The sequence below is a fragment of the Roseivivax sp. GX 12232 genome, from assembly GCF_021272185.1.
In the GTDB taxonomy this organism is placed as follows: domain Bacteria; phylum Pseudomonadota; class Alphaproteobacteria; order Rhodobacterales; family Rhodobacteraceae; genus Roseivivax.
The window spans coordinates 46,381-62,404 of record NZ_JAJSEC010000005.1 but is presented as its reverse complement, the minus strand read 5'-3'; the positions used below and the strand labels follow the sequence as shown (position 1 = coordinate 62,404).

The window sequence follows — 16,024 nt, the reverse complement described above, 5'->3', positions numbered from 1 at the left end:
CTCTGCGCACAGTTGTTCACCGGCGGCTGCATTCGCGGCGTTGCGTGAACAACGCGGGGCATTCCGGGATGCCATGGCACACATCATAAAAATCCCGTTTTAAATCAATAGATTCTGGGGTTGCCTAAAAATTAGGCGAAGTAACGAAACCGTCATAAACAAAGGGAAAATTCGACCAACCCAAGATTTCTCCCAAGGTTTGTCCACAGGAATCGTGGATGCAATTTGGCTTGAAACAGAGCTGTTACATTGCCTTGGACAGGGCGAATCGAGAATCACAGCAATGGCACAGAGAATCGGCACGGAAGAGACGTGAGCGACCGCCAGAACGACATCCCCGCCACCGGCCACGAGGTCATCCAGGGCTATCTGAAGACGCTGGACAGCTCTCCGGGCGTCTACCGGATGCTGGATGAACAGAGCCGCGTGCTTTACGTCGGCAAGGCCCGCAACCTCAAGGCGCGGGTCTCGAACTATGCCCGGCCCTCGGGGCATTCGCGGCGCATCGCGCGGATGATCTCGGAAACCGCCTCGATGATGTTCCTGACCACCAGGACCGAGACCGAGGCGCTGCTGCTCGAGCAGAACCTGATCAAGCAGCTCAAGCCGAAGTTCAACGTGCTCCTGCGGGACGACAAGTCCTTCCCGAACATCCTGGTGACCGGCGATCACGCCTACCCGATGATCCGCAAGCACCGGGGCGCCAAGCGGCAGAAGGGCTCTTACTACGGGCCCTTCGCCTCGGCGGGCGCGGTGAACCGGACGCTGAACCAGCTGCAGAAGGTCTTCCTGCTGCGCAATTGCTCGGATTCGATCTTCGAGAGCCGCACGCGGCCCTGCCTGCTGCACCAGATCAAGCGCTGCTCCGCGCCCTGCGTGGGCCGCATCTCCGAGGCGGATTACGCCGAAAGCGTGCGCGACGCCGAACGCTTCCTGTCTGGGCGCGACACCAAGATCCAGGAGACCCTGGCCGCCGCCATGCAGGAGGCCTCGGAGGCCATGGAGTTCGAACGCGCGGCGGCGCTGCGCGACCGGATCCGGGCGCTGACCCAGGTGCAATCGGTGCAGGGCATCAACCCCAAGGGTGTCGCCGAGGCCGACATCATCGCGCTGCACATGGAGCACGGCCAGGCCTGCGTGCAGGTCTTCTTCATCCGCGCCAACCAGAACTGGGGCAACCGCGACTTCTATCCCCGCGTCGGCGAGGACGTGGATGCCGCCGAGGTGCTCGAAGCCTTCGTCGGGCAGTTCTACGACACCAAGGAGCCGCCGCGGCGCATCCTTCTGTCCCATGCCATCGAAAGCCCGGACCTGATGCAGGAGCTCTTGACCGAGAAGCTCGGCCGCAAGGTCGAGATCTCGGTGCCGCAGCGGGGCGAGAAGGCCGAGCTGGTCGAGGGCGCGGTGCGCAACGCCCGCGAGAGCCTGGCGCGCAAGATGTCCGAGACCGCGACCCAGACCAAGCTCTTGCGCGGGCTGGCCGAGGCCTTCGGCCTCGACGGGCCGCCCGAGCGCATCGAGGTCTACGACAACTCGCACATCCAGGGCACCAATGCCGTCGGCGCGATGATCGTCGCGGGCCCCGAGGGTTTTCTGAAAAGCCAGTATCGCAAGTTCAACATCCGCGGCGAGGAGCTGACCCCGGGCGACGACTTCGGGATGATGAAGGAGGTGCTGACCCGGCGCTTCAAGCGGCTCCAGAAAGAGGACCCGGACCGCGACAAGGGCATGTGGCCGGATCTTCTGCTGATCGACGGCGGCGCGGGGCAGGTCTCGGCGGTGCATGAGATCATGGCCGAACAGGGGGTGGAGGACATCCCCATGGTCGGCGTCGCCAAGGGCGTCGACCGCGACCACGGCAAGGAAGAGTTCTACCGCACCGGCCAGCGGCCCTTTGCGCTCCGCCACAACGACCCGGTGCTGTATTTCGTGCAGCGCCTGCGCGACGAGGCGCACCGCTTCGCCATCGGCACGCATCGGGCCAAGCGGGCGAAGTCCATGGGCAGCAATCCGTTGGATGAAATCCAGGGGGTGGGCGCCTCGCGTAAACGCGCGCTCCTGAGCCACTTCGGCTCGGCCAAGGCGGTGAGCCGGGCGAATCTCGCGGACCTCAAGGCCGTGGAAGGGGTTAGCGAGGCGCTGGCGGAGCGCATCTACGGGCATTTCCACGAGAAGGGGTGAGGGGCGGCTGGCGCGCCGTCGAGGCGGCTGGCTTATGTGCGGCGCCATGCCACCGCGCGTGCGCCCTGCGGCGCCCTGTGGGTGTCTACCGGCCTCGGCTGCGCCCTGAGGCCCCCTCAGGAGCGCCCACCGCACCACAGTGGCCTCTCATCGCCTCTGCTGCGCCTAGTCCACCACCAGCGGCGCGAAGCGCGCCTTGAGGTCCTCGGGCATCGGCGTCGGGCGGGCCTCGGCGTCGGTCAGCACGTTCACGAAGTAGCCGAGGCTCGCGGCCTCCTCCTCGCCCTCGCGGAAGAGCGCCACCTCGATCCGATACGAGGACGACCCCAGCCGGGTGATCCGCAGCCCCGCCGAGAGCCGGTCGGGAAAGCCGACCTCGCGGAAATAGGTGCAGCCGTTCTCGACCACCACGAAGCGCCAGGCGTCGGGGCCGCGCACCTCGATGCCGTTGTCCATCTGCCAGTAGGTGATCGCCGTGTCGAATAGCTCGAGATAGGTGGCGTTGTTCAGATGCCCGTATTCGTCGTTGTCGTTCCAGCGCGTCTGCATCGGCACGAAGGCGGGAAAGGCGTCGCGGCGGGGCGGGGGCGTGCGGGACATCAGGACCTCAGAAGACGTGTGACGGTGGAGGCCACCCAGCCGGCGGCCAGCGCCAGGACCAGGGCCAGGAGACCGTAGAGAAAGGGCTGGTTCTGCGACAGGTTGAAGAGCCAGCGTTCGATCCCGACCTTGCGCACCTCGATGTCGCGGGCGATCTGCCCGACCACCCGCCCGTCGCGGGTCAGGAAGATGCGCGTGCGATAGGTGCCCTCGGTCAGGTTGGCGGGCAGGCGCACGGAGGTGGAGAACAGCGTCTCCTCGCGCACCGCCACCTCGCCTTCGAGAAGCTGGTAGCGGCCGGTGTTGCTGCGGATGCGGATCAGCGCCTCGGAGAAGACCTGCGCGTCCTCGACCTCGATCGGCGCGCCGACCGAGCGGATGGCGCGCGGGATGGAGACGCGGTTCCGCAGGTCCTCGACGTGGCTCATCACGCTGCGGAAAGGGCCCGAGGTGGCGATGGCATAGAACGAGGGCGCGAGGTCCACCTCGACCGCCTGGGTGTTCACCCAGATGCCGAAGCGGCGCTCCTTGCGGTAGACGGTCAGCGGCACGAAGGGGCCCTCGACGGTGATCACCACGTCCAGCTCGCTGTCGCCGGGGATCGGCACCTCGCGCTTGACCGCGCCGTAGACCAGGATGTCGGAGCCGTCGAAATTGGTCGAGATCGAGACCGCGTTGCGGCTGAGGCCGAGGACGACGCTTTCCTCGGCCCGCGCGCCGGGGGCCGCCGCGACGGCCAGGAACAGGAGGGACAGCAGCGCCCGGATCATCCCGCCCTCGCGATCACGTAAAGCTCGTCGGGCGTCAGGAAGAGGTCGAGCGCCAGCTTGAAGCAGACCGCGAGGACCAGCGTCGCGAGCAGGATGCGCAGCTGTTCCGCCCGGAGCCGCGCGCCGATCACCGCGCCGATCTGCGCGCCCACGACGCCGCCCAGGATCAGCGCCAGCGCCAGCACGATGTCGACCGTGCGGGTGGTCGTCGCGTGCAGAAGCGTGGTGAAGCCGGTGACGAAGATGATCTGGAAGAGCGAGGTGCCGATCACAACCTTGGTCGGCATGCCGAGCAGGTAGATCATCGCGGGCACCATGATGAAGCCGCCGCCAACGCCCATGATCGCCGCCAGCACGCCGACCGCGGCGCCCACCAGGAGCGGCGGGATGGCCGAGATATAGAGCCCCGAGGCGCGGAAGCGCATCTTGAAGGGCAGCCCGTGCACCCAGACGTGGCTCCGCCGCTTGGGCCGCGCGCCGGATTTCGAGCGGCGCAGCGCCCGCAGGCTCTCGACGAACATCAGCCCGCCGATCACGCCGAGGAAGACCACATAGGCCAGCCGCACCAGCAGATCGACCTGGCCCTGTTCCTTGAGGTAGTTGAAGAGCGCCACGCCCGCCGCCGAGCCGACCAGCCCGCCGGCCAGCAGCACCGTGCCCATCTTCAGATCCACCGTTCGGCGCTTGAGATGCGCCATGACCCCCGAGACCGAGGAGGCGACGATCTGGTTGGCGCCGGTCGCCACCGCCACGGCGGGCGGGATGCCCATGAAGAACAGAAGCGGCGTGATCAGGAAGCCGCCGCCGACGCCGAACATGCCCGACAGGATGCCCACCAGCGTGCCCACCCCGAGAAGCAGGATCAGGTTGACCGAGACCTCGGCGATGGGAAGGTAGAGCTGCATGGGCAAAGCATGTGCCGCGGCGGGGCGATTGGCAACGGGCGCGGGGCGGGCCGGGGTGGCTTTTGTGCGGGGCCCGCGGCCTCTGGCCCGCAGGGTGGGCGGCCGGGCGCGCGGGCGTCGTGCCGCGCGCCCGGAAGGGTCCGGGGCAGGGGACGCAGGGGCGCCTAGCGCTCCTTCACGTAGGGCTGGCCGCCGGCGCGCGGCGGGATCGCCCGGCCGACGAAGCCCGCCAGGATCACCACCGTCAGGATGTAGGGCAGCGCGTCCATGACCTGAACCGGAATGGTGATCCCGCCGAGGTCAATGTTCTGGTAACGCAGCGCCACCGCCTGCAGAAGCCCGAAGAGCAGGCAGGCCATGAGCGCGTACCAGGGCCGCCACTTGGCGAAGATCAGCGCCGCCAGCGCGATGTAGCCCCGCCCCGCCGTCATGTCCTTCACGAAGCCCGCCTGCAGGCCGGTCGCCAGGTAAGAGCCCGCCAGCCCGCAGAGGAGCCCGCAGATCACGATCGCCGCGTAGCGCAGCCCGATGACCGAGACCCCGGCGGTGTCCACCGCCTCGGGCGCCTCGCCCACGGCGCGGAGCCGAAGCCCGAAGCGGGTGCGGAACAGCACCCAGTAGGTCGCAGGTACGCAGAGGAAGGCGACATAGACCAGGATCGAATGGCCCGAGATCAGCTCGGCGTAGATCGGCCCCAGCACCGGCACCGCGCGCAGGCTTTCCGCGAAGGGCAGGGTGATCGCCTCCCAGCGGCCGCCCGACATCAGCGACGGCGTGCGCCCGCCCTGGCTGAACCAGTCCTGCGCGATCAGCACCGTCAGGCCCGCCGCCAGGAAGTTCAGCGCCACGCCCGAGATCAGCTGGTTGCCCCGGAAGGTGATCGAGGCCAGCCCGTGCAGCCCCGAGAGCAGCATCGAGGAGACGATGCCCGCCAGGAGCCCCATCCAGACCGAGCCGGTGAGCGCGGCGATGGCGGCCGAGAAGAAGGCGGCGATCAGCATCTTGCCCTCGAGCCCGATGTCGATGACGCCCGAGCGTTCCGAGAAGAGCCCCGCGAGGCAGGCCAGGAGCAGCGGCGTGGCCAGGCGGACGGTCGAGTCGAGGACCTGGAGAAGGGTTGCGAAATCCATCAGGCGCGCTCCTTCCGGAAGGCGAGGAAGATCCGTTCAAGCGGCATCCGCACCATGTTGTCGAGCGCCCCGGTGAACAGGATCACCAGGGCCTGGATGACCACGATCAGCTCGCGCGGGATATTGGTCCAGAGCGCCAGCTCCGCGCCGCCCTGGTAGAGGAAGCCGAAGAGGATCGCCGCCAGGAACACCCCGATCGGGTGGTTGCGGCCCATGAGCGCCACGGCGATGCCGATGAAGCCCGCGCCCTCGGTGGCGTTCATCACCAGGCGTTCGGCCTCGCCCATGGCGGTGTTCACCGCCATCAGACCGGCCAGCCCGCCCGAGATCAGCATGGCCACCACGACGATCTTCACCGGCGAGATGCCGGCGTAGCGCGCAGCGCTTTCGGAATGGCCAAGCGCGCGGATCTCGTAGCCGAGCCGGGTGCGCCAGATCAGGAGCCAGACCAGCAGGCAGGCGAGGATCGCCACGAAGAAGGTTACATTGCCCGGCGCGCCGCGGAAGAGCGGCACCGCCTCGGTGGCGAACATGTCCTGGAAGGTCGGCAGATGCGTCGCGGGCGGGAAGACCGGCGAGGCCGGGTCCATCTGGCCCGCGGGCTTCAGAAGGTTCACCAGCACGTAGTTCAGCAGCGCCGCGGCGATGAAGTTGAACATGATCGTGGTGATCACGATGTGGCTGCCGCGCTTGGCCTGCAGATAGGCCGGGATCAGCGCCCAGAGCGCCCCGAAGGCCGCCGCTCCAAGGGCGGCGCCCACCAGCGCCAGCGACCAATGCGGCCAGGGGATGTAAAGGCAGATCAGCGCCACGCCGAGCCCGCCGACCGTGGCCTGCCCCTCGCCGCCGATGTTGAAGAGCTTGGCGTGGAAGGCGACCGAGACCGCGAGCCCGGTGAAGATGAAGTTGGTGGCGTAATAGAGCGTGTAGCCCCAGCCCGCCGAGCGCATCAGCGCGCCTTCGACCATGAGGTTGAAGGCCTCGACCGGGTTCTCGCCGATGGCGAGGATCACCAGCGCCGAGAGCAGCGCGGCCAGCAGGAGCGAGAAGAGCGGGACGAGGACCGCGTCGGCCCAGGCGGGCATCCTATCCATGACGGGCACCTCCGGCCTCGGGGCGGCGGGGTGACAGAGGGAAGGCTTGGGCGGGGGCCGCGGCACGCGGGCCCGCGTGGACGCCCGGAGGGGCGGGGTGTCTCTGTCGCAAGGGTAGGCTCATCTCGGTTCCCGATCGTTCAGAAGCGCGGAGGGGCTGCGGGGTCTCTCTCATTCGCCCGCCGCGCGGTGTTCCTTTTCGTCGAGGCTCTTGTCGACCGCGGCGATGGCATCGCCGCCCGGGTCCTCGGTCACGCCCGCCATGAGCAGGCCCAGCTCGCGCTGGTCGGTCTCTTCGGGGCTGCGTTCGCCCATGATCTGGCCGTCGAACATCACCGCGATGCGGTCCGACAGGGCGAAGATCTCGTCGAGCTCGACCGAGACCAGCAGGATCGCCTTGCCGAGGTCGCGCAGGCGCACGATTTCCTGGTGGATGAACTCGATCGCGCCGATGTCGACGCCGCGCGTCGGCTGGCCGATCAGCAGCACGTCGGGGTTGCGCTCGATCTCGCGCGCTAGGACGATCTTCTGCTGGTTGCCGCCCGAGAAGCTCTTGGCGGCGAGGTTCGGGTCCGGCGGGCGGACGTCGAAGCGCTCCATCTTGCCGGCGGCCTCGGCGCGGATCGCGGCATTGTTCATCAAGGCGCCGTTCTGGATCGCCGGGTCGTGGTGATAGCCGAAGACGGTGTTCTCCCAGGCGGTATAGGGCATGATCAGCCCTTCGCGCTGGCGGTCCTCGGGGACATGGCCGATGCCCGCCGCCCGGCGCGCGCGCCCGTCGGAGCCGGGGCCCCGGAGCGGCAGCGGCGCGCCGTTCAGCAGCACCTCGCCCTCGCCCTCGCGGTAGCCGCCGAGCACCTCGAGAAGCTCCGACTGGCCGTTGCCGGCGACGCCCGCGATGCCGAGGATCTCGCCCGCGCGCAGATCGAGGGAGATGCCGCGCAGCCGCTCCACCCCGTCGGCGTCGACGTGGCGCAGGTTCTTGACCGAAAGGACCGCCTCCTTGGGCTGGGCCGGGGCCTTGTCGACCCGTAGCAGCACCTTGCGGCCGACCATCAGCTCGGCCAGCTCCTGGGGGTTGGTCTCGGCGGTCTTCACGGTCGCGGTCATCTCGCCGCGGCGCATCACCGACACGGTGTCGGTGACCTCCATGATTTCGCGCAGCTTGTGGGTGATCAGGATGATCGTCTTCCCCTCAGCGCGCAGGTTGTCGAGGATGCGGAAGAGGTGGTCGGCCTCGGCCGGCGTCAGCACGCCGGTGGGCTCGTCGAGGATCAGGATGTCGGCCTGGCGGTAGAGCGCCTTCAGGATCTCGACCCGCTGCTGGTGGCCGACCGAGAGCGACTCGACCGGCATGTCGGGATCGACCGAGAGGCCGTATTCCTCGGAGAGGCGCTTGAGCACGCCGCGCGCCTTCGACAGCGAGGGCTTCAGGAGCCCGCCGTCCTCGGCGCCGAGGATGACGTTTTCCAGGACGGTGAAATTCTGCACCAGCTTGAAGTGCTGGAAGACCATGCCGATGCCCGCAGCGATGGCCGCCTGGCTGTCGGGGATCTCGGTTTTTTGGCCCTTGACGAAGATCTCGCCGCGGTCGGCCTTGTAGAAGCCGTAGAGGATCGACATCAGCGTCGATTTCCCGGCGCCGTTTTCGCCGATGATGCCGTGGATCGTGCCCGGCATCACCCGGATCGAGATATCCTTGTTGGCCTGGACGGGGCCGAAGGCCTTGGAGATGCCTTTCAGCTCGATGGCGGGAGCGGTGTCGGACATTTAGGGCAAGCCCCGGTCTGGTCTTTCGGAAGGGATCAGGGGCCGCGCTGGGCGGCCCCTGGGCAAAAAGCGGCGGTCAGCCGCCCACAGGTCGCGTCGGTGGGCTCAGAATTCGAGCGCCGGGCAGCTGTCGTCCGAGGTGTAGTCATGCACCGAGAGATCGCCGGCGATGATCTGCGCCTTGGCCTCTTCGACCGCGGCCTGCATGTCCTCGGTGATCAGCTCGGCGTTGTTCTCGTCCATGGCGTAGCCCACGCCGTCCTCGGCCAGCGTCAGGACCTCGACGCCGGTCTCGAGCTCGGGGCCGGCTTCCATGGATTCGAAGACCGCCACGTCGACGCGCTTGAGCATCGAGGTCAGCACTTCGCCGGGGTGCAGGTAGTTCTGGTTGCTGTCCACGCCGATCGACAGGATGCCCTCGTCGGCGGCGGTCTGCAGCACGCCGAGGCCGGTGCCGCCGGCCGCGGCGAAGACCACGTCGGAGCCCTGGCTGATCTGCGCCTGGGTCAGCTCGGAGCCCTTCACCGGGTCGTTCCAGGCCGCCGGCGTCGTGCCGGTCATGTTCGAGATCACGGTGGCGTCGGGGTTCACCGCCTTCACGCCCTGGGCGTAGCCGCAGGCGAACTTGCGGATCAGCGGGATGTCCATGCCGCCGACGAAGCTGACCGTGCCCGTCTCCGAGGCCATGGCCGCCAGCATGCCGACCAGGTAGGAGCCCTGGTGCTCGGCGAAGAGGATCGACTTCACGTTCGGGAAGGCCTCGGGGTCGACGAAGCCGTCGATGGTCACGAACTTGGTGTCGGGGTAGTCGCCGGCCACGTTGGAGATCGGCGTCGACATCGAGAAGCCGGTGGTCACGATCGGGTTGAAGCCGGCCTCGGCGAAGCGCCGCAGCGCCTGTTCACGCTGTGCCTCGGACTGCAGCTCGATGTCCCGATAGGAGCCGCCGGTCTCTTCGGCCCAGCGTTCGGCGCCGTTGTAGCCGGCCTCGTTGAACGACTTGTCGAACTTGCCGCCGAGGTCGTAGATCAGCGCCGGATCGGCCAGCGCGGCACCGGCCGTCAGGGCCAGCGCGGCGGCGCTGCCGAGAATGGATTTCATCAGGGTCATGTAGCTCTCCCAGTTGTGGCGCGGCGCGCTTCTTTGCCCCGCGGGGTCCGCGCGCCGTTGGATCGAGATGATCGCTGCAAGTAGGCCGAAGGTGGGAACGGGCGTCAACCGCTTTTCCGTGGCGCTTCGGGGGATCGCGCAACGTCACATATCAGGGCCCGGCGCGAGGTCGCGCGCCATGACCACGGCATCCGCCGTGCTGCCGTCGGGCAGGTGGTAATAGCCGCGTCTGAGCCCGGCCTCGGCATAGCCGCCCCGGGCGTAGAAGGCGCGCGCCGGGGCGTTGGGGGCGGCGACCTCGAGGAAGGCGCGGGTGCAGCCCCGGGCCTCGGCGCGGGCGTGGAAGTCCTTGAGGAGTGCACCGGCGAGGCCCTGCCGCTGGGCCTCGGGCGCGACGGCCAGCGCCAGGATCTCGGCCTCTCCGGCCAGCGCGCGCGCCAGGAGGAAGCCGGGGGCCGCGTCGCTCGGCGTCACCAGAAGCGCGCCGGGGCTCTCGCAGCTCGCCGCGATCTGGTCGGCGCGCCAGGGGGCCTGGTGGCGGTAGGCCGCCGCCATGATCTGCGCGAGCCGCTCGGGCGTCATGTCAGGATGACGGGGCCCGCCTCGCGCGAAGGCGCCGCATCGGCGGGGCGGACGTAGAGCGGGGCTGCCCGCGGGCCCGGCGCGCCCGTCGCGGCGCGCTGCGCGGCGATCCGGGCGAGCTCGGCGATGGCTTCGGGCCATGTCAGCTGCGCGTCATGGGCCGCGTGGCCCGCGCCCCAGGCGCGGGCGAGGGGCTCCGCCTCGGGGCCGAGCAGCGTCGCACCGGGTTCGGGCGGCGCCCGGCCCTCGCGCTCATAGAGCGGCGCGCCCTCGGGCAGACCGTTGCGGTAATCCTGCCAGTAGCGTCCGTCGCGGGGGCCCGGCAGATGCACCGCCAGAGCGCCCATCTCGGGCGCCCCGGCCAGCCCGCGCAAGACGTCGAAGCCCGAAACCCCGATCGCGTCGATCCCGCGCGCCAGCGCCAGCCCGCGCGCGGCGGCGACGGAAATGCGGATGCCGGTGAAATTGCCCGGCCCGGTGCCGACCCCCAGCGCGTCGAGGTCGCCCCAGCCGAGGCCCGCCTCGGTCAGCACTTCTTCGAGCAGCGGCATCAGCCGTTCGGCCTGGCCGCGGGCCATCTCATCGAAGGCCATGGCCCGGATCTGACCGCCCGACAGCAAAGCGGCCGCGCAATGCGCGGCCGATGTGTCGAAGGCAAGGAGGGTCGGGTCAGACCCCAACGGGGCGCACCTCGGTGACCTCGGGGATGTAGTGCCGCAGCAGGTTCTCGATGCCCATCTTCAGGGTGAGCGTCGAGGAGGGGCAGCCGGCGCAGGCGCCCTGCATGTGCAGGTAGACGACGCCGCGCTCGAAGCCGTGGAAGGTGATGTCGCCACCGTCCTGGGCCACGGCCGGGCGCACGCGGGTGTCGAGCAGGTCCTTGATCTGGCCGACGATCTCGGCGTCCTCGCCGTCATGCTCGGCATGGCCGGAGCCCTGCTGCATGGCCTCGTCCTTGAGGACCGGCTGGCCGGACTGGAAATGCTCCATGATGGCGCCGAGCACGGCGGGCTTGATGTGGTCCCATTCGACCGCGTCGCCCTTGGTCACGGTGACGAAATCATTGCCGAAGAACACGCCCTTGACGCCGTCCACGCCGAAGAGGCGGCTGGCCAGCGGGCTGTCGCCCGCGCCCTCGGGCGAGGGGAAATCCGCGGTGCCGGCCTCGAGCACGGTCTGGCCCGGCAGGAACTTGAGCGTCGCGGGATTCGGGGTCGATTCGGTCTGGATGAACATGGGCGGAGCCTTTCGTTCGAGTTGACCTTCTATATGCGGATTGGCCGCGCGAGGGTCAAGGTTTGGAACGGTTCTAAAGTTGGGGGTGGGGTGGGCAGATGCCGCTTGGATCGCCCGGGAGGCCCGGGCACCGCCCGGACCAAGCCAGCCAGGTGCACACTCCAGGGCGCGGCCGCGCCAACACCACCTCGAAACACGCCCACAATCCTCCTGCATAGCGCCCCACCCGCCACAAGCCCCCTCTCACCCCTCGCACCAGAGGGCGCGCACCGGACCGGGGGCCGGCGCTGCTGCCCTTCGAGCGAGGCGCTTTATCCATGCAAGGTCAGGACTAGGGGCGATCTATGCGCGCCACTCGTAGGAGCGCCGGCCCAAGGGGCCGGTCCGGCGCGCGCCCGGCACCTTCGGTGCTATTCGGGCGCAGGAGGGCGCTTGTCGGGGCCGGGGTGCGGCGGGTCTCAGGTCCGGGCCTTTTGCGGCGCAGGATGTGGTCTTCGGGTGAATTGGATTAAGAACGGTGGATTGGAATAGAATGAGTGGAAGGTGCCCGGTTGATTGCGCGGCGCGTTTTCTATGATCCGGCTTGCGCAGGTTTTAAGGTCCCGCTCGCGCAGGCTCTGAGCCCATAGGCCCACCACCCGCGCGGCCTCCGCGGCCAATACCCCACAAACCGCCCAAGCCCGGCCCGCGCCGCCCCTCAAGTAATCCCCTCCAGCTCCTCCTTCGAGAGGTCCCCCGGCACGATGGTGATCGGCACCGGCAGGCTGCCGGAGTTGCGGGTGAGCTGGGTCACCAGCGGCCCGGGCCCGCCCTTGCCGGAGCCCGCCCCCAGCACCAGCACGCCGATCTGCGGGTCGTCCTGCACCTGGGCGATGATCTGCGGCACCGGCTCGCCCTCGCGGATCACCAGTTCGGGCTCGATGCCCTGGCGGTCGCGCATCCACTTGGCGAAGACCTCGAAATGCGCCTCGATGCGCTCGCGGGCCTCCTCGCGCATGATGTCGCCGACGCCGACCCAATGCGAGAAGTCCTCGGGCGTGATCACCGAGAGGATCGTCACCCCGCCGCCGGTGTGCGCGGCGCGCATGGCGGCGAAGCGCATGGCGTTGAGGCATTCGCGGCTGTCGTCGAGCACGACCAGGAACTTGCGCATCGCGATCTCCCCCCTTCGCCGGGATCATGGCAGGGGGGCGCAGGCGGGGCAAGCGCGGGCGGAAAGGATGCCCTCAGGGTTGTGGCAGGGCAGGCGGGCGGGTGTCTGGGCAGGGCGCTGGGGGCGCGTGCCTTTAGTCGAGACGGCGGCAAAGCCTGCCGCCGATCCTGCCCGAAAGCCGCCGCGCCTCTCCTCAGAAAGGCCGCGGCCTCAAAGGCCCCTCAGCCCCTCACGAAGACCCAGCCTCACACCCCAGCCGAGGCCGCCCAGTCCCAGTAGATGTCGCGCGCGCGCCGGGTCACCGGGCCGAACTCGTATTGCACGTCCTCGAAGGCCGAGACCGGGGTCACCTTGTTGAGGTTGCCGGTCAGGAAGACCTCGTCGGCGGCCTCGAAATCGGCGAAGCTCAGCACCGTCTCTACGACCTCGACGCCATCGGCGCGCAGGTTCTCGATGTGGCGCGCGCGAGTGATGCCCGACAGGAAGGTGCCGTTCGGGATCGGCGTGAAGACCACCCCGTCCTTGACCATGAAGACATTGGAGGTCGCGGTCTCGGCGACATTGCCCATGGCGTCGCCCACCAGCGCATTGGTGAAGCCGCGCGCGTTGACCTCGGCCAGCATCCGCGAGTTGTTGGGGTAAAGGCAGCCCGCCTTGGCGTTGACCACGTTGTCCTCGAGCACCGGGCGGCGGAAGCGGGTGCGCCCGAGCGTCACCGTCTCGTCGCGGCCGAGCATCGGGAACTCCTCGAGGCAGAGCGCGAAGCCGGTCTCGGCCTTGCCGATCTTCGGCATGATCGCCGAGGGCTCGGAGTTCAGCGACCAGTACATCGGGCGGATGTAGACCTGCGCCTCGCGCGGGAAGGCCTTCAGCCCCTCGCGGGCGATCTCGAGGATCTCGGCGTCGCTGTGGGTCGGCTCGATCATCAGCGCCCGGGCGGAATGGTTGATCCGCGCGCAGTGCTTGTCGAGGTCCGGCGCCATGCCGTCGACGAAGCGCGCCCCGTCGAAGACGGTGGAGCCCAGCCAGGCGCCGTGGTCGGCGGCGCGCATCACCGCGACATCGCCCTGCTGCCAAGTGCCGTTGAAATAGGTGCGGATGTTGCGGCCCGTCGCCATGGCGGTCTCCTTCGTCGCGTCTCGGTCGGCTGGTCCCGTCGATAACGCCGGGGCGGGGGAAAGGCCAGACGGTCGGGGCGGGCCCGGTTGCGGGCCTCATATCGCACCCACCAAGACCGCCCGTTCCGCCGAGCCGCTCAGCCCGCCTCGGCCAGGAGCGCCTCGAGGTCGAGCGGCGCGTTCACCATGGCCAGCCCCCCGTCGCCGTCGCGCGGCCAGTCCTCGGGCGCGCGGTCGCGGTAGATCTCGATGCCGTTGCCGTCGGGATCGGAGAAATAGACCGCCTCGGAGACCCCGTGATCGGCGGCCCCTTCGATCTCGACGCCATACGCGTGGGCGCGCTTCAGCGCCGCGCCCAGGCTCGCGCGGTCGGGAAAGAGGAAGGCGGTGTGGAACAGCCCCGGCTGGCGCTTCGGCCCCGGCGTGGTGCCGCGGCTCATCCAGGTGTTGAGCCCGAGGTGGTGGTGATAGCCCCCGGCCGAGAGAAAGGCCGCCTCATCGCCGAAATACTGCGTGACCTCGAGCCCGATCACCGCCCGGTAGAAGGCGACGGACCGTGCCAGGTCCGAGACCTTCAGGTGGACATGGCCGATGCGGGTGTCGGGCGGGGCGCTGGACATTGGGGCTCTCCTTCGCGGGCTTGCCCTTCCAAGCTAAGCCTCGGGCGCCCACGCCGAACAGGCCGTTTCAGGCAGAGGATTTGTGCGAATTTGCCAAGGCTTCCGCGAAGGGCGCCAGGAGCGCCACGAGGTCGAGCCGCGCGCCGAGCCGCGCTGACAGGAGGTAGAGCCCCATGGCCTTGCGCTGGAGAAACAGCGCGTCGACCGGCGGGATCACCGCGAAATCGCGGTCGCGGGCCAGCGCCTCGCCCGCCTCGGCGAGCCGCGCCGCCAGCCGTTCGGAGCGGAAGTCGAAGGGTCCAGGCGCGCGCAGCGGCGCGGCGGCGATCTCCATGAGGTCGAGCACCTGCGCGGTCTGCGTCTCTTCGGTGTCGGCGCTGAGGTAGCCCACCCGCACCGCCGCCTGCCGCATCTCCGCGCGCCCGCCCGAAAGCACCGCGGTCAGAAGCGCGCGGAAATCCGCGATGCGCTCGGGCGCGAAATCCCGCACCGCGCCGAAGTCCAGAAGCAGGATCTCGCCCGTTTCCGGGTCGTAGCGGTAGTTGCCGAAGTTCGGGTCGGTCTGCATGGCGCCCAGCTCGAAGAGCTCGCGCAGCGCCAGGGTCAGGAGCCGCGCGGCGAGCCCGTCGCGGGTCGCCTGGTCGGCCTCGAAGGCGCTCTCTATCGGCCAGCCGCCGACGTCGTCCATGGCGAGGATGTCCGTGGTGCAGAAGGCCTCCTCGAGCCCCGGGACCCGCAGCCCCGGTTCCTCCGCGAGCCAATCACCGAAGCGGGCGAGCGCCCGGGCCTCGCGGGTGTAATCGGCCTCCTCGTGCAGCTGCTGGCGCGCCTCTTCGAGAAGCGGCGACAGGTCGAGGCCGCGCGGCAGCAGCCCCGACCAGCGCAAGAGGCTGCCGAGGTTGCGGATGTCGCTGTCGATCGAGGCGCGGATGCCGGGGTATTGCACCTTGATCGCCAACCGGCGGCCCGCGCGGGTCTCGGCGCGGTGCACCTGGCCGATCGAGGCGGCGGCGATCGGGCGCACGTCGAAGCGCCGGAAGCGGCGCTGGAAGTCGGCGCCCCAGTTCTCGGTCAGGACCTGCTTGAGCTGGGCGGGCGGCATGTAATGCGCCTCGGCCCGGAGCCGGGCGAGGATCTCGGCAAGCTCGGGCGGGAGCACTTCGCCCGCCTCCATGGAGAGGAGCTGGCCCAGCTTCATCGCCGCGCCGCGCATCTTGGAGAGCTCCTCGGCCAGCCGCGTCGCATTGGCGGGGCTGAGCACGAGGTCCGAAAGGCCCGGCCGCTGCCCGCTGGCATAGGCCCGCGCGCCATCGGCGGCCGCGCGGGAGAGGACCCCCGTCGCCAGCCGGCCCATGCGGCCCATCCGGGCCAGGCGGCCCGAGGGCACCGGGACCGCGCGGGGATCACGCTCGCTCATGGCGCGGGAGGTAGGGCGCAAGGCAGGGTGGGCGAGAGGGGCGAAGGCGGGGTGCGGCGTGGGGTCGCTTGGGGGGAGGAGGGGGACTGCGTGGGCGGGCGTTTTGTCCGGGGGCGGTCCTTCGCGCGGGCGGTTTGCTTTTGGGGCCTTCCGCGCGCTTGGGCACGTCCTAGCGCCCGAACGCGGGGCCCCCGGCGAGGCACAAGCCAAGCCCAACGGCAAAACACACCGCCCAGACCCAGCCCCCACGCCCCTCCGCCCTCTCACCCCTCGCACCAGAGGGCGCGCGCCGGACCGGGGGCCGGCGCTGCTGACCTCCGAGCGAGGCGCTTTATGGC

General features: G+C 69.3%; 15 protein-coding genes. 1 reads left to right on the top strand and 14 read right to left on the bottom strand.

All coding sequences use genetic code 11. The features are described 5' to 3' along the window. Nucleotides 1-312: 312 nt before the first annotated feature. Nucleotides 313-2,181, top strand: a complete 1,869-nt coding sequence (gene uvrC, locus LR948_RS10405) for an excinuclease ABC subunit UvrC (RefSeq protein ID WP_232753954.1) — start codon at nucleotides 313-315, stop codon at nucleotides 2,179-2,181. 165 nt (nucleotides 2,182-2,346) lie between these two features. Here the strand turns inward: uvrC and LR948_RS10400 are convergent, their stop codons facing one another. The 14 genes from LR948_RS10400 to LR948_RS10335 all read right to left on the bottom strand — a co-directional run bounded on the left by LR948_RS10400 (nucleotide 2,347) and on the right by LR948_RS10335 (nucleotide 15,686). Then, a complete protein-coding gene (locus LR948_RS10400) occupies nucleotides 2,347-2,781 on the bottom strand; it encodes a thioesterase family protein (protein ID WP_232753953.1) in 435 nt (144 codons plus the stop codon). Continuing rightward, nucleotides 2,781-3,551 (bottom strand): TIGR02186 family protein, encoded by a 771-nt coding sequence (locus LR948_RS10395; RefSeq protein ID WP_232753952.1) that lies wholly within the window; start codon nucleotides 3,549-3,551, stop codon nucleotides 2,781-2,783. Before LR948_RS10395 ends, LR948_RS10400 begins: the two co-directional genes overlap by 1 nt. Then, the gene (locus tag LR948_RS10390) at nucleotides 3,548-4,456 is read right to left on the bottom strand and encodes a sulfite exporter TauE/SafE family protein (RefSeq protein ID WP_232753951.1); all 909 of its coding nucleotides are present in this window, start codon (nucleotides 4,454-4,456) and stop codon (nucleotides 3,548-3,550) included. The genes LR948_RS10395 and LR948_RS10390 overlap by 4 nt, the downstream gene beginning before the upstream one ends. 164 nt (nucleotides 4,457-4,620) lie before the next feature. After that, nucleotides 4,621-5,586 carry an ABC transporter permease gene (locus tag LR948_RS10385; RefSeq protein WP_232753950.1) on the bottom strand — a complete coding sequence of 322 codons (966 nt, stop codon included), beginning with the start codon at nucleotides 5,584-5,586 and terminating at the stop codon, nucleotides 4,621-4,623. After that, nucleotides 5,586-6,680, bottom strand: a complete 1,095-nt coding sequence (locus tag LR948_RS10380; protein WP_232753949.1) for an ABC transporter permease — start codon at nucleotides 6,678-6,680, stop codon at nucleotides 5,586-5,588. Before LR948_RS10380 ends, LR948_RS10385 begins: the two co-directional genes overlap by 1 nt. A gap of 171 nt (nucleotides 6,681-6,851) precedes the next feature. Continuing rightward, a complete protein-coding gene (locus LR948_RS10375; RefSeq protein WP_232753948.1) occupies nucleotides 6,852-8,450 on the bottom strand; it encodes an ABC transporter ATP-binding protein in 1,599 nt (532 codons plus the stop codon). A gap of 105 nt (nucleotides 8,451-8,555) precedes the next feature. Further along, on the bottom strand, nucleotides 8,556-9,560 hold the full coding sequence (locus LR948_RS10370; RefSeq protein ID WP_232753947.1) for a BMP family protein: 1,005 nt from the start codon (nucleotides 9,558-9,560) through the stop codon (nucleotides 8,556-8,558). A 144-nt stretch (nucleotides 9,561-9,704) separates the two neighbouring features. After that, entirely contained in the window at nucleotides 9,705-10,142 is a 438-nt protein-coding gene (gene rimI, locus LR948_RS10365) for a ribosomal protein S18-alanine N-acetyltransferase (RefSeq protein ID WP_232753946.1), read from the bottom strand. After that, entirely contained in the window at nucleotides 10,139-10,822 is a 684-nt protein-coding gene (gene tsaB / locus LR948_RS10360) for a tRNA (adenosine(37)-N6)-threonylcarbamoyltransferase complex dimerization subunit type 1 TsaB (RefSeq protein WP_232753945.1), read from the bottom strand. Before tsaB ends, rimI begins: the two co-directional genes overlap by 4 nt. After that, nucleotides 10,812-11,378 carry a NifU family protein gene (locus LR948_RS10355; RefSeq protein WP_232753944.1) on the bottom strand — a complete coding sequence of 189 codons (567 nt, stop codon included), beginning with the start codon at nucleotides 11,376-11,378 and terminating at the stop codon, nucleotides 10,812-10,814. The genes tsaB and LR948_RS10355 overlap by 11 nt, the downstream gene beginning before the upstream one ends. Nucleotides 11,379-12,075: 697 nt before the next feature. After that, nucleotides 12,076-12,531 (bottom strand): universal stress protein, encoded by a 456-nt coding sequence (locus tag LR948_RS10350; RefSeq protein WP_232753943.1) that lies wholly within the window; start codon nucleotides 12,529-12,531, stop codon nucleotides 12,076-12,078. Nucleotides 12,532-12,776: 245 nt separating this feature from the next. Next, the gene (locus LR948_RS10345; protein WP_232753942.1) at nucleotides 12,777-13,649 is read right to left on the bottom strand and encodes a branched-chain amino acid aminotransferase; all 873 of its coding nucleotides are present in this window, start codon (nucleotides 13,647-13,649) and stop codon (nucleotides 12,777-12,779) included. 137 nt (nucleotides 13,650-13,786) lie between these two features. Continuing rightward, nucleotides 13,787-14,269, bottom strand: a complete 483-nt coding sequence (locus tag LR948_RS10340) for a VOC family protein (protein ID WP_232753941.1) — start codon at nucleotides 14,267-14,269, stop codon at nucleotides 13,787-13,789. 67 nt (nucleotides 14,270-14,336) lie between these two features. After that, nucleotides 14,337-15,686: an AarF/ABC1/UbiB kinase family protein gene (locus tag LR948_RS10335; RefSeq protein WP_232753940.1), complete on the bottom strand. Its 1,350-nt coding sequence runs from the start codon at nucleotides 15,684-15,686 to the stop codon at nucleotides 14,337-14,339. Between the last annotated feature and the right edge of the window lie 338 nt (nucleotides 15,687-16,024).

Coding starts and splice junctions, on each gene's coding strand:
- LR948_RS10400 (WP_232753953.1), bottom strand. CDS start 2,781: ATGTCCCGCACGCCCCCGCCCCGCCGCGACGCCTTTCCCGCCTTCGTG.
- LR948_RS10395 (WP_232753952.1), bottom strand. CDS start 3,551: ATGATCCGGGCGCTGCTGTCCCTCCTGTTCCTGGCCGTCGCGGCGGCC.
- LR948_RS10390 (WP_232753951.1), bottom strand. CDS start 4,456: ATGCAGCTCTACCTTCCCATCGCCGAGGTCTCGGTCAACCTGATCCTG.
- LR948_RS10385 (WP_232753950.1), bottom strand. CDS start 5,586: ATGGATTTCGCAACCCTTCTCCAGGTCCTCGACTCGACCGTCCGCCTG.
- LR948_RS10380 (WP_232753949.1), bottom strand. CDS start 6,680: ATGGATAGGATGCCCGCCTGGGCCGACGCGGTCCTCGTCCCGCTCTTC.
- LR948_RS10375 (WP_232753948.1), bottom strand. CDS start 8,450: ATGTCCGACACCGCTCCCGCCATCGAGCTGAAAGGCATCTCCAAGGCC.
- LR948_RS10370 (WP_232753947.1), bottom strand. CDS start 9,560: ATGACCCTGATGAAATCCATTCTCGGCAGCGCCGCCGCGCTGGCCCTG.
- rimI (WP_232753946.1), bottom strand. CDS start 10,142: ATGACGCCCGAGCGGCTCGCGCAGATCATGGCGGCGGCCTACCGCCAC.
- LR948_RS10355 (WP_232753944.1), bottom strand. CDS start 11,378: ATGTTCATCCAGACCGAATCGACCCCGAATCCCGCGACGCTCAAGTTC.
- LR948_RS10350 (WP_232753943.1), bottom strand. CDS start 12,531: ATGCGCAAGTTCCTGGTCGTGCTCGACGACAGCCGCGAATGCCTCAAC.
- LR948_RS10345 (WP_232753942.1), bottom strand. CDS start 13,649: ATGGCGACGGGCCGCAACATCCGCACCTATTTCAACGGCACTTGGCAG.
- LR948_RS10340 (WP_232753941.1), bottom strand. CDS start 14,269: ATGTCCAGCGCCCCGCCCGACACCCGCATCGGCCATGTCCACCTGAAG.
- LR948_RS10335 (WP_232753940.1), bottom strand. CDS start 15,686: ATGAGCGAGCGTGATCCCCGCGCGGTCCCGGTGCCCTCGGGCCGCCTG.